The 12,734-nt window shown below is 33.5% G+C and carries 14 protein-coding genes and 2 pseudogenes; 3 read left to right on the plus strand and 13 right to left on the minus strand.

Annotated features, from left to right (window positions below; translation table 11 throughout):
- The 6 genes and pseudogenes from ADM90_RS25240 to pepV form a co-directional block, all read right to left on the minus strand.
- A partial coding sequence (locus ADM90_RS25240) for an RNA-guided endonuclease TnpB family protein (protein ID WP_412176998.1) occupies window positions 1–614 on the minus strand: 614 nt, incomplete at its 3' end.
- A gap of 11 nt (window positions 615–625) precedes the next feature.
- Window positions 626–718, minus strand: a pseudogene (locus ADM90_RS24075) (transposase); the annotation flags it as partial.
- Window positions 719–750: 32 nt separating this feature from the next.
- Entirely contained in the window at window positions 751–1,335 is a 585-nt protein-coding gene (locus tag ADM90_RS19740; RefSeq protein WP_083448625.1) for a diacylglycerol/lipid kinase family protein, read from the minus strand.
- 2 nt (window positions 1,336–1,337) lie between these two features.
- Window positions 1,338–2,342: an NERD domain-containing protein gene (locus ADM90_RS19745; RefSeq protein ID WP_053996607.1), complete on the minus strand. Its 1,005-nt coding sequence runs from the start codon at window positions 2,340–2,342 to the stop codon at window positions 1,338–1,340.
- Window positions 2,343–2,547: 205 nt separating this feature from the next.
- On the minus strand, window positions 2,548–3,402 hold the full coding sequence (dat, locus tag ADM90_RS19750) for a D-amino-acid transaminase (RefSeq protein ID WP_053996608.1): 855 nt from the start codon (window positions 3,400–3,402) through the stop codon (window positions 2,548–2,550).
- Between the two features lie 27 nt (window positions 3,403–3,429).
- Complete coding sequence (gene pepV, locus ADM90_RS19755) at window positions 3,430–4,836, minus strand: dipeptidase PepV (RefSeq protein ID WP_053996609.1); 1,407 nt, start codon at window positions 4,834–4,836, stop codon at window positions 3,430–3,432.
- 357 nt (window positions 4,837–5,193) lie between these two features.
- Between pepV and ADM90_RS19760 the strand changes: the two genes are divergently transcribed.
- From ADM90_RS19760 to ADM90_RS19770, 3 genes and pseudogenes are all read left to right on the plus strand, one after another.
- Window positions 5,194–5,415 carry a DeoR family transcriptional regulator gene (locus ADM90_RS19760; protein WP_053996610.1) on the plus strand — a complete coding sequence of 74 codons (222 nt, stop codon included), beginning with the start codon at window positions 5,194–5,196 and terminating at the stop codon, window positions 5,413–5,415.
- A 202-nt stretch (window positions 5,416–5,617) separates the two neighbouring features.
- Window positions 5,618–5,800: pseudogene (locus ADM90_RS19765) on the plus strand (MDR family MFS transporter); the annotation flags it as partial.
- Window positions 5,801–5,957: 157 nt separating this feature from the next.
- Window positions 5,958–6,491, plus strand: coding sequence for a GNAT family N-acetyltransferase (locus ADM90_RS19770; RefSeq protein WP_053996612.1), 534 nt, complete (start codon window positions 5,958–5,960; stop codon window positions 6,489–6,491).
- Window positions 6,492–6,639: 148 nt separating this feature from the next.
- On the opposite strand, the gene ADM90_RS19775 is transcribed toward ADM90_RS19770, so the two are convergent.
- From ADM90_RS19775 to ADM90_RS19805, 7 genes are read right to left on the minus strand one after another with little or no spacing between them, the layout of a single operon-like run.
- Complete coding sequence (locus ADM90_RS19775; RefSeq protein ID WP_053996613.1) at window positions 6,640–7,872, minus strand: ATP-grasp domain-containing protein; 1,233 nt, start codon at window positions 7,870–7,872, stop codon at window positions 6,640–6,642.
- Entirely contained in the window at window positions 7,869–9,086 is a 1,218-nt protein-coding gene (locus tag ADM90_RS19780; RefSeq protein WP_083448626.1) for an MFS transporter, read from the minus strand. The genes ADM90_RS19775 and ADM90_RS19780 overlap by 4 nt, the downstream gene beginning before the upstream one ends.
- Before the next feature lie 39 nt (window positions 9,087–9,125).
- Window positions 9,126–9,617 (minus strand): citrate lyase holo-[acyl-carrier protein] synthase, encoded by a 492-nt coding sequence (gene citX, locus ADM90_RS19785; RefSeq protein WP_053996615.1) that lies wholly within the window; start codon window positions 9,615–9,617, stop codon window positions 9,126–9,128.
- Window positions 9,604–10,515 carry a triphosphoribosyl-dephospho-CoA synthase gene (locus ADM90_RS19790; RefSeq protein WP_053996616.1) on the minus strand — a complete coding sequence of 304 codons (912 nt, stop codon included), beginning with the start codon at window positions 10,513–10,515 and terminating at the stop codon, window positions 9,604–9,606. Before ADM90_RS19790 ends, citX begins: the two co-directional genes overlap by 14 nt.
- Window positions 10,490–11,713, minus strand: coding sequence for an aminoacyl--tRNA ligase-related protein (locus ADM90_RS19795; protein ID WP_053996617.1), 1,224 nt, complete (start codon window positions 11,711–11,713; stop codon window positions 10,490–10,492). Before ADM90_RS19795 ends, ADM90_RS19790 begins: the two co-directional genes overlap by 26 nt.
- Complete coding sequence (locus ADM90_RS19800) at window positions 11,698–12,444, minus strand: HpcH/HpaI aldolase/citrate lyase family protein (protein ID WP_053996618.1); 747 nt, start codon at window positions 12,442–12,444, stop codon at window positions 11,698–11,700. Before ADM90_RS19800 ends, ADM90_RS19795 begins: the two co-directional genes overlap by 16 nt.
- Complete coding sequence (locus ADM90_RS19805) at window positions 12,437–12,721, minus strand: hypothetical protein (RefSeq protein ID WP_053996619.1); 285 nt, start codon at window positions 12,719–12,721, stop codon at window positions 12,437–12,439. Before ADM90_RS19805 ends, ADM90_RS19800 begins: the two co-directional genes overlap by 8 nt.
- Between the last annotated feature and the right edge of the window lie 13 nt (window positions 12,722–12,734).

The following is a 12,734-nucleotide window of genomic DNA, read 5'->3' on the forward strand; positions in this document are numbered from 1 at the left end:
TAATTGGCTTTCTCATTCTCACTACTCACGTAAAATTCAGCCATAGCAAAATCCAGCCCAACGACATTTTCTATTTTTTTAGGCTGTATGTCTTTTTTGTATTCTGTTAGGACAGAAACATAATATTTTCCTGAGTTTGTTCTTGAGATTGTACATGATTTTAGTTTGTAATTCTTAGGAATTTCTCTATGCTGTTTGATTTTCACAAGTTTCAGTTTTGGTAACTTGATATGACCATCTTTCCATTCGATGTTTCCATTGACAAAGTTAGTTGTATAGGATTGTTTTGTTTTACGGTTTTTGAACTTTGGAAATTCAGCATGTCCTTCAAAAAAGTTCTTATAAGCCGTCTGTAAGTTCATTTGTGCATTCGCTAAAGCGAGTGAATCCACTTCTTTTAGGAATGGAAATTCACCTTTATACTTTGCAGGAGTCGGAAACTTTTGCTTTTTAAGTGCTTCTTTATCATTCTTAAACTTTTCATACGTTTCTTTGCGTTCAGCTAACATCTTATTGTAGACAAAGCGAACACAACCAAATGTCTTAGCTAATAAGACGGATTGTTCTTTGTTTGGCAACAAACGAAATTTGAAAGCTTTGTTTTGTTTGGTCATATCAATTCACCTCACTTTTGACCTTGATTTTCAATATATTTTTTGATGGTATCTATTGGGACACCGCCTGTTGGAAGTAGGCAGAAGCTTCTTGACCAAATATACCTCCCACCTACTATTGGTGCTATTCGAACCTTCACATTCCTTCAGGATGGGAGACTTCTTTCGGAAAGCCGTTAAAACGAAATAGCCCTCTTATCACAGCAGCAGCATATGACAGCTTGCCTAGTCCTAATTTATTGAGATACAGCTTAATGCGAGATGTATTGATAGCTTTTGTCACATATGCATCAAACCCTATACCTGTATTATTGACAAAGATTTTATGGTGATGATCGCCAAGTTCAATGAACCCAGCATCTATCTTTGTAGTGACCATAGCTGTTTTTACATAATCTTCGATTTGCCTAGCATTGCGAAAGGTAGGGAAATAACGTGCAAAATCATTACCAGAACCAGCACACACAACACCGATTAAAACGTATTCATTATGTACGATAGCACTTACTGCCTCATGAATTGTGCCATCACCCCCAACAATTACAAGCAGTTTTTTACCCTGATGTTGCTGTGCCCAGTGTTTGACTATTACTTGCCCATGTCCTTCATAGGCTGTAAAAGCTACTTCATAGGCAATTGTTAGCTGTTGTTGGAGCTGTTGCCAAACCTTCTTCCCTCTACCATTACCAGCAGCTTCATTGACAATAAATAAGATTTGCATGCTTAGTCCTCTGCTGAATGGTTCGTTTGCTGCCAAATATCGCGATTAAAGGATGTTGTTTGCACATTATTTAAAATGGTTTGGGCAGCACGAATCTGCATATGTTTCATAGGGGAGGACACTTTTCTTAACTGCTCAATCCATTCTCCATAATTACGACGATCGACAAAACGCACTCCAAACGGTGAGCCAGGATAGTCAAAATAGCCATTACGCGTTAGGATGACCTTGCGGATAGGCATATTAATATGATCTTGTTTAAATAATTGCGTCAGCACCGATTCCATACGTCCTAAATTAATGGTTGGATTCAACACTTTTGCATCCTTTGTGCCTACTTTTTTTAGCCAAAAACGATCACTGCCACCAACATATACAGCTTGATTTTCAGCCTCTAAAACCGTAATACAAATGCATTCAGTCGGTGACATTAGCACTACATCAAGTTCAATCGGTGCTTTTCTTATTTGTAATATCGGGTAATAAAACAATAAGTAGTTATCTGGTAACGTTTGCAATAACATGCGTAGTAAAGAGTCACGCATAAAGCGAGGATCTACATAAGATTTCTCTCGTAATGTTGAGCTCGCCCATTTTATTTGAAAATGGAAAAATTGATCAATAAACATTCGTTTTAGCTCATGAATGGATTGTGGTGCATAGACAATTTTAGGCTCAAATGTTAAGGTTGTTTCTTCTTCAGGAATGGTGTCCTCATCGCTCACAAGTTCAGTTGAGATTTCTAATTGTTCTACATCCTCTACTATTTCTTTTTGCCGTCCAGCAAATATTTTTTTCAAGAAAGAAAACCTTTCCTTTTCTTCAAAAACATCCGTTTCTGCCTCATTGTCGACATGTTGCCATTCGCTAATATCCTCCCCCAATTCCCATTGACGCTTAATGCGCTCCCATTGATTTTTCTTTAGGCGAACAAATTGTGTTGGATATCTTGCTAAATCAATTTGATAGCGTGAAATATAATCTTGTAATTTCACCAATTGTGCCATATAAAGGTCACCCCATTCTTCCTTACCATATCTTTTGTTCTCTTTCTATGACAATTATTGTGTTCGAAAAAGAGGCAGTTGTAGTTATTACATCGACATTTGTACTGCAATGTTCAATATGTAAAATTGTTCTATTACTCTGTTTTTTATTTTACCATTAAAAAGAGAACTATCCATATAGAATAGTTCTTCTTCCAAGATGTGTTTATTTTGTATTTGATGCAAGTGGTAATTTCGCCTCAAAAGCCTGTTGTAATTTACGTGTCCATTCCCCTGGAGCGCCAGCACCGATTTGATGACCATCTATATCGATCACAGGTGTTATTTCAGAAGATACAGATGACACAATCACTTCATCCATTGTTAAAACATCTGCTTTTGTCATTGGTTCTTCAATAACAGGTAAATGAATTTCTTCTGCACATTTTAAAATAACTTGACGTGTAATACCATTTAAGATGAAGTTATTCGCTGGATGTGTATAAAGCTTACCATCTTTAATACCGTATACATTTGCGGATGAACATTCTGTTACGATATCTCCACGATGTAAAATCGCTTCATAGCAACCTTTTTCAGCAGCCTCTTGCTTAGCAAGTACAGCCCCAAGTAAATTTAAAGATTTAATATCACAGCGTAACCAACGAATATCTTCTACAAACGTAGCCTTCACCCCTTTTTCAAAGTTTTCATATGCACGTTCACCAGCTTTTACATTACCCGTTAATACAGCTGGAACACTTGCATCTGGGAAAACATGATTACGGGAATTAGCACCGCGTGTAATTTGGAAATAAACATGTCCTGTGTCTAAATTATTTTTTTCAATGAGGTCATGTAATAATTTATGCAGAACGTCTTTTGTGTAAGGAATAACAAGACGAATTTTTTCGGCGCTCGCATAGAAACGATCAATATGCTCTTGTGCTGTAAACATATGTCCGTTATATACTTTAACGACTTCATAAATGCCATCACCAAATTGATAGCCTCTATCTTCTGGTGATACTGTAATCGATCCTTCTTCAACAATTTGATCATTCCATAATGAATATGCCATAACTCGTTCATCCTTTTCGTCTCTGATTTATTTTTTTCCTGCAAGCTCGGCAATTGCTTCCGCATAGATAGCGGCTGCCTTCACAAGATTTTCCACCACGACAAACTCATCGGCTCGATGTGCAACATCTGGCTCGCCTGGGAATAGCATGCCAAATGCCACACCTTTTTTCATTACACGTGCATACGTGCCACCACCTGTAGACAATAAAGGTGTTGTGGTATCACCTGTTTGACGTCGGTAGATGGCCGCCAATGTTTGAATAAATGGATCATCCTCACTGACGTAATGTGGTTTGGAGTCGTCTTGTATATCTAATGAAAATCCCTTTTCAGCGGCTAATCGCTGGGCAGCTGTTATTTTTTCATCAAATGGATACGTTACAGCGTAGCGCATACTTATTATCAAGCTGCTACCTCGCTGAACATCATAGCTAACAACCCCTGGATTTAATGTTGTTGGACCTGACATTACATCCTCAAATTGTAAATCAAGCTGATGTCCATAATGATCCTGATAAAAAACATCTGCAATAAAATCAACAAATTGCTTACTTGCTTCTGTCGTTAACAGTTGCTGTAAAAATTTCGCAAGATAAACAGCGGCATTGACACCTTTTTCAGGCTCCATTGCATGCGCTGCTTTACCTTTGATAGTTATTATATAGCGAGAGCCCTCTAATAATAAAGAGCCTTCTAGCTGATTTTTGCTTAAAAATGTTCGAAAATTCTGTTCGACTGATGCTGAAACATGTTGAAGCACTGCTTTAGCAAAATCAGGTACCATATTTGGGCGCTTTCCTGCATTAAATAGTAGTAGCTGTTCTTTTGCTGCATCGCCAGTTTGATGTTGAGAGAACACAAGCTCTGCGATGCCTTTTTCAGCATTAATGAGCGGGAAATCCGCATCTGGTGCAAAGCCGATCGTTGGCATTTCCTCTTTTTTAAAATAGTGGTCGACACAGCGGAATCCTGTTTCTTCATCCGTACCAATAATCATACGTACTCTTTTCTCTAATGGAATACCTGCATCCTTCACAAGCTTCATAGCCATCCATGCTGCAATAGTAGGGCCTTTATCATCAATTGCACCACGCGCATATACTTTACCATCTGCAACCGTGCCGCTAAATGGTGGATATGTCCAATCTGCCTCATCACCAATTGGCACAACATCAACATGGCATAAAATCCCTAACAAATCTTCACCTACACCCATTTCAATATGGCCAGCGTAGTTATCAATATTTTTTGTTGATAGTCCTTCTTTTTGGCCCTTTGCTAATAACCATTCTAGCGCTTGCAGTGGACCATCACCAAAAGGTACTTCAGCAGTAGCCGTTTCCTCATCGAGCACACTATCAATTTGCACAAGCTCCTGTAGCTCCTGTATTAATTCATCTTGTCTGTCTTTTGCAGCTTGTAACCAATCCATATGATGTACCTCCTTCAATGTCATAACATTATTCTACACTTTACAACATAGATGACAACTATCTTGCTAACAACTATTTGCAATCGCTTAGATGAACACTACCATATATAGCATGATTTACCCATACCTCCACAAAATACAGTATAAATTTTATATTTCAATTGTAAATTTCTCTTGCATTCACTAGAAAATCAAGTAGTTTTTCTATATAATAAAGTTATCAGAATAATTGTTCTGATCATCAAATTAGAAAAGGGGATGTCTAAGGCAGCTATTTAAAAAGCCTAAGTGCACTCCGCACATATTGTCGTCCGCTAGTCTTTGCCAAGAGAATTAAGATGAAGGAGTGGTTCATTTATGAAACCAACTACTGATCGAATGCTTAATCGTATTAAAGACGTGTACATGTTTATTTTAGACAAAGGAACCGTGTCTACACAGGATTTAGTCGAAGAGTTTAGTATCACTCCTCGCACCGTTCAAAGAGATTTGAACGTGTTAGCCTTTAACGATTTGGTGATGAGTCCAAGTCGAGGCAGATGGACAACGACGAAGAAAAAAGTAAAATTAACGTCTTAGTTTTATGTTTTGTATGTAAAACATTAAGTAGGGAAAAAGAATGACCTTTCGTCGGGGTCATTCTTTTTTGTCGTTTTGGCAAATCGCTCAATCTCAGGCTTATTTTGCGTTATTTACCCTCTTACGATAATTTTCACTATTTACAGCTACTTTATAATCCGTTAAACTCGAAACATTCTACATCTTGAGAGGGGGAGTTTCGATGAAATTATCAAAATTGTTTCATCCATTAGTCTGGATTATTTTAGGTGGAACGATTTTTACACGGATTGCAAGCTTTATGGCAATGCCCTTTTTGGCAATTTATTTACATAATGAAATCCAAGCCTCTCCATTACAAATAGGGTTGACCATTGGCATAGCACTATTGATCTCTACAGGAGGGGAGTGATTTTATACACAATTAAGCGAGCGTTTTTGTATATAGATTGGTTGACATTTGTACCTTTAAAAATACATTTAATAATTCACATTTTTTATCACTTATCCTTAAAAATTGTTATAATATTCCTTACAAGAGAAAAAAGGAGGAGAGGATTTGTATGATAAAACTACAACCTTTTACTAGAAATGATTATAATGAATTAATCGCCAATATAGACTCAAAAAAAATGTTGCTTCAATGGGCAGGACGTGCCTTCGAACATCCATTAAATACCCAACAGCTCGATAATTACTTAAATAACAATACTAGAATTATATTTAAAGCAGTAAATGATTTAAATTATTCTATTGGACACATTGCACTGCAAGATATCGATTTCCAAAACAGGACTGCTCGGATTGGTAAAGTATTAGTATTTAATAATACCGAAAGAGGAAAAGGGTACGGATTAATGATGATCCAGCGTGTTCTAGAGTTAGCTTTTAAAAAATATGATCTTAATCGAGTAAGCCTAGGGGTTTTTGACTTTAATGAATCTGCTATTCGTTGTTACGAAAAGGCAGGGTTTGTAAAAGAAGGGTTATTAAGGGAAGTATGTAGATATGAAAATGAATTTTGGAACCTATACGAAATGAGTATTTTGAAAAGGGAATGGACAATTCTTAAAGAAAGGCGCAGTGAACAAAAATAGATTCACTCCAATGTCTTATAATTAGTGATTTTCTGCGGATATTCCAGCAAACACAGAATTCGGGCTGAAAAATAAACATTATAAAAAAGCTTGTAGACTCGTCTAACAACGTTTGGTTTGTCTACAAGCTCACTAGAAACGTCTGATTTTACCTTACTAAAAATTTTATATTATTAGTAAGATAATCCGAAAACTCTTTAACTTGATAATTAGTTTTATTTTTGACAATGATATATCCTGCTGTCCTTGACCATGAAGAAGTTAAAAGAGGTATAGTATCTCCCTTATTTACAGTAATGTTGAAATCTATTATCTCATTTTTATACTTGTCTAATATATCAAGATTTCTAATATCCTCCAAAATTCCGGCATTAGGCATAAAAAATTTAATTGCAGTTCCACATATAGCGTATGTTTTTATCGCTGTAGACATATTGCATAGCATTTTAATGTAGTTTTCATATACATTAAAGTCATAGGCATGCTCTATTAATGTTAAGATATCGTCACCGGGGACTCTTCCAGCGCATTCAATTAGCTTAGGTCCTTCTTTCGTCACAATCCATTCAGCATGGAGTATCCCCGTCTGTGCAACTAATATATTTATTAATTTTTCTTGATTTTTAATAATTTCTTGTTCCTGTTGCTTTGTTACTATTCCGGGAACTATATGTCCGCTTTCAATAAAATAAGGAGTACCTGTAACTTCTTTGCTTGTTATATTATGAAATAAAACTTCCCCGTCTTTTATTAAAGTTTCAACACTTACCTCAAAACCATCTTGGAACTCTTCTGCTAAATACGTCCATTTCATATTCCTTTTGGCAGTTATTCTACCTTCATTAGAACCAATCATTTTTTCAAAGGCCTCAGGAATTTCATCTCTAGTTTGAACCTTTATCACACCGACACTTGCTTGCCTGTTAGCTGGTTTAATCACTATAGGTTTATTATCAAAAAAATCTTCGATATCTTTAACACTAGTCACTTTAACAAAGTTTGGTTGTGGTAAAAGATACTCCTCGCAAATTGTTCTAAGCATATATTTATCAGTTAAATAACTTATTGATTTTTCTCCAAGATAATTTAGTGAAAATTTCCGGGCTATTTCCCCTGCTATACCTACTGCGTACTCCACTCCTGGCACTACAGCATCTATATCATACTTTTTAAATACACTATCTATAATTGTTAGGGCTTCATTTGATTGCTGATATGGGGCTAAAATAATTTTCCTTATAAGAGGGGATTCCAATTTTTTTGTCCTTGTTTTAAAAACGTCCTCTTCCTCAATAAGAATTAATTCAAATTTAGTTTCAGATTTCTCTAAACTACTGATAAATCTACCATTAATTCCAATCATCAAAATTGTTTTTTTCATGATATATCTTCACTAATCCCTTCTTTACTATTAGTATAGGACTCTCTTATTTTATAAAGTAAAACTATTATTGAAGAAAAAAAAGCAAACAGGGTAATAACAACCCAGTAATAGTTAGCTTTAGCGACTTGATCAAATAAATATAGTAGCTTTAGTCCAGCAAAAGCTCCTAAACCTTCACCAAATGCAGTTGATAAACCTATCAAACTAAAGTAAGTTGTCCTTAAATTGTTAGTAACATGCTTAGAAACGATTGAACTAACAGTAGGAGTAAAAAATATCTCAGCTATTGAAAAAAATGCGATTGCAATATATAAAAAATATAATCCAATGTCAATTGATGCAAATAAAAATGATATACCAAAAATAAAATAAGCACTTACTAAATAATATTCTTCCTTTTTTGGGAAAAATTTATGAAGCATATTACTTATAGGGATTTGTAGTACTACAACAAGCAAACCGTTTATTAAATATAATAATCCTAAAAGCTCTTCCTGACCATATTTTTTTGACACATAAAAGGGGAAAGTTGTAAATAATTGACCATATAAGAAAGCTCCAAATAAATTAATTATTAAAAACAACATAAATGGTTTATTTTTTAAGGCTGTTTTATAACCACTAAAAAATGTTGTTTTTGAATTATTCTTTTCAGAAACATCAATAGATTTTAAAAAAAGATATATGTGTATACCTGAAACAATATAGAATCCCCCTATTATTGGAAAAATAAAATCTGAATTACCTGAAGTATACAAGTATGTTCCAATAAAAGGACCGATCATAGATGCAATATTAACAAAAACATTAATATTTCCAAAGTATAGAATTCCTTTACCATCCTGATCCCCTATAAATGAAACTGAAGTACTTCCAGCTAAACCTCTAGCTGAAAACCCGAATCCAGAAAGTATTAATAATATTACTATCATAAAAAAAGAATTTACTAATCCTATCAAACTTAAACAGATGCCAGATAACATACATCCAAAGACAATACTTGTTTTAGGATTTATGTTATCTAGTAATGGGCCAACAAAAAACCTTGCACTTTTATAAGCTACAGTAAATATAGAAACCATTAAGGCTGAGTCAGTGACAGAAAACCCTTTTATATTTATTAAATATATGGTCAATATTGGCATAATAGAAAAAAATCCAATATGAGTTGTAAAGTAGTTAAGACAAATATGGAATATTGGTAATGGCATTTTTAAACGGTTGAATATTTTAATTTTGATCACCCATTTTTAATAATTTGCTATATCAAAAGATAATTGATTCAATAATTCTTCAATAGAATGTGACTGCATAAATACGCATATTTTAGCTTTTTTTTCACAAATAAAACATTTCTTTGCTCTTTCAGGATCCCTACTTACCTTCATTCCTTCCCTATTAAATACATCTAAATCCCAATATTTACTTAAGGGGTGGGTATCCTCTAACCCTAAGCACATATTTTTTACATCCTTTGCATTACAATCAACCATTATAAAGCTAGTGGGGCCAACATAACTTTCCGACAAATATAAAATTTTAAACTTGATATCATCACTTAAAAAAAGGCTTCGTATTGAATTTAAAGCTTCACTGAAAAGAAATAAAACCTCAGGTATATTTTTATTTTCTCCCGGAATGTTTAAAGTGATCTGCAAAAGTGTAGAATCAATCTCATTAAGGTAACATTTCCTAATTGACGATAATTCTTCCCTATCTTTTAAAATATCAACTAATTTCATTTAAGATTTCTTGCACCTCTGGAAGTTCTTCATTCCAGAAATATAATGAAGCTGTAATAATAAGTAGATCAGCTGATCCTCCGGGACTGATAGAACATTGTTTAAACTCTTCATTCATTACTTTTATCAATTTTTTACCTTCCTTAGTATAAATACCTCCAGCTTCTAACACTTTTAATGCCCATTTTTTTGCAAAGTGGATTCTATCTACTTCAAATTTTCTATTAAGAATAGTCGTATCATCTAACCTAGAAATCAATGATATTAAAGTTTGTACAAGGGAGAGACGTAAAGATAAGCCATTTATTAAACTTTCTTTTAAAATGGGTAAACTAAAATTGTGGATTATAGCCAGACCATCTATGACCTGGCCCCTAATCCCTGTGAAGCCATATTCTTTATAAGCTTTCAGTCCAGTTGTAAGGTTCTTCCCTTCATATTCTAAGTCCTTCTCTAAATATTTCTTCGATATTATACTTGTTTGGTCACAGATTGAAACTGGGGAAAGTTCTTTTGTATTTTTATAAACAATAGATGCAGCAGCACAAACTAACAATCCCAAAAAGATAGTTCCTTTATGAGTATTGACGCCTTTATTTAATAAAAACATTTCTTTCTCTGCTTGTTTCCCTACTTCACGTAAATGTGGAAATATTTTATCGATTTGGTGATGATTTTTATAGCCTATAACAGCTGCCTGTTTAAAATATTTCTTAAGAAAAATTGAACTATTCAGGAATATTTTAACATCCATATCATTATGACTTCCATTGTCAAATAAATTCACCAGACCAGGTGATGGCCAAACTATGGCTTCTAAAATTGATGAATAACAGAACTTATTGGCCAACCACTCTACAAAAAATTCTTCATTATTTATTATAGTTTTGTCGTACATAAGTGGGCCACTTCTCTTTGTCTAATCCATATTGTTGCAGAAAACTCCAAACACATCTTTCAATTCCTAAACCAATACATCCAGACCAAGTATTTTCACTATTATCTAACTTAAAGTTAAATGTCCTAGAGAAAAAATCCCCATGAGTATCGAATGATGCAATGGAAATAGAATCATCTTTATAAGGAATATCCGCTCTTACTTCGTACTTAATTTTAGAAGGAATATTAAATTTTTGTTTTTGATCATCATTAATAAAAAAGGGGTCATTTGCTAATTCGCAACGTCCAGAAATGCCCATTTTTCTCATCCATTCAATAGTAAGTTCAAGCGATTTGTCTCTACCTTCCACTACAAATTCTGGGCTGCCTATGAATACAAATTCTCTCTGTGTAAAATTAAGAAGCCTTTCAAGCAAATAGGTATTTTTTATTTCATTCCTAAAACAATGTCCTTTTAAATTAAAAATTTTATTTTCATTTAAGATTTCGTCTTCAAGACTAAAATAAACTTTAAAGCAAGGAGCACTTTGTAGTACATATTCTGGCGATTCAAAAAAAACTTCTTCTTGAGGTAAATGCCCTCCCAATGCCTTACTTTCCTCTGTAAACTTCTCAATTGAATCTAAACTAAGATGAGAAGCGAAAAACAAATGTTCCGGAGAATTTGAAAAATATCCTAATTTCTCCATGTAGTATTTAGGAATTAAAGATGAGAAACCTACCTTATTGATTTTATGAGAATCACTCATCTCGGATATAACAAGATCTTGATAACTTTTATCAAAGAAATTAAGAAGACTAACAATCTCCTCGGTATAACCTATATCCCTTCCTTTTAAAATTGTGATCCATTTTTTCTCTAAAAGCTCATTTGATATATTAGAGTTATTGGAATTACTGCAACAACTATTTAGTTTTTGAATTGGTGGTTCATTAACATTTATTAAGTTGACATTATTCTTACTATTTTCTTTTTTAGACAAATCTTCATTCCATTTATTAAGAAAAGAATTCAACTGGTTTTTAATGACTTCTTCGTTTTTATTGAAAACAAAGTAAGCTGTTAACCTTTTCTTTGTTACTGGATCAATGTGAACCTTAACTATATCAACATTGTTCAAAATTGTATGTTTAAACTTTTTCAATTCTAGATCTGAAAGAGGCCTATCTAAAGATTTTTCTAAGGTTTTAAACATTTTTTTAACTCCTTTACTATTCCATATAATTCAAAAGCTACTTCTATCTGGTCTGGATGCATTAATGATCTTCCAGAAAAACCATAACTAATCGATTTTTTACAATCTTCTTCAAAACCTACTTTATTTTTGTAATCCATAAAAGTTGTATCAAAGCTTAAAAGTTCGTAAGCCTTAGCAACGCGGCAAAGGTGTTTTTTAGCATTAATTACTTCTTGCTTAGGATTTTTATAGCCGAGTTTTATAAAATCATTTAATAAATCTTCTCCACCAATTGTTAAAGCATAAATTTTATCACTAGCTTGCACTAAAGCTTCAATATTTTTCAAACCCTCTACACTTTCGATCATTATTTCAAAAAAAGGAAAACTCTTCTGTTCTGGAAAAATAGAGTTTATGAAATCTACAATTAAAAGTATATCCTCTGGCTTATTTACCATAGGTATTCTTATTCTGTTTGGACCATAAGGAATAATAGCTAGTAAGTCATCTTTCCAATGTTTTGTATATACACTATTTATTCGAATTGTAAAGTTTTTGTCTACTTCACCTAAATCTTTTAATGCATTTTTTAATAACACTCTGGCTTCCAGTTTTTTTTCCTCAGGAGTTCCATCTTCAAGGCATATTACCAAGTTCTTAATATTAAAATTTAAAGCATACTCGATGTTTCCGGGTTTATATGCAGGTACATAAAAATTAAGCCTTTCCCAAACTGTTACTTCAGACAAGGAGTTCACCTTCTCGTACAAGATTTTGTTCTTTAATTAATATAGATAAAGCTTCAAAACGACTTCTAATAACCCAACCATTTGCTCCGTTATAAAAGATTTTTATTTTAAGATTCTGTAAATTGAATTCATTAATTATTGGTAGAACTAATTCAATTATTAACACATCTTCAATTTCTGGAACTAAGTTAGTAATCTTAAGCATGCCTTTATTACTATTTAACTCAACGTTAATCATTAAATCACTTGAATCAATAGATCCAACATTCACCATCATAAATATACACCCT

Origin of the sequence: Lysinibacillus macroides (genome assembly GCF_001281525.1) — a bacterium.
Classification (GTDB): Bacteria; Bacillota; Bacilli; order Bacillales_A; family Planococcaceae; genus Lysinibacillus; species Lysinibacillus macroides.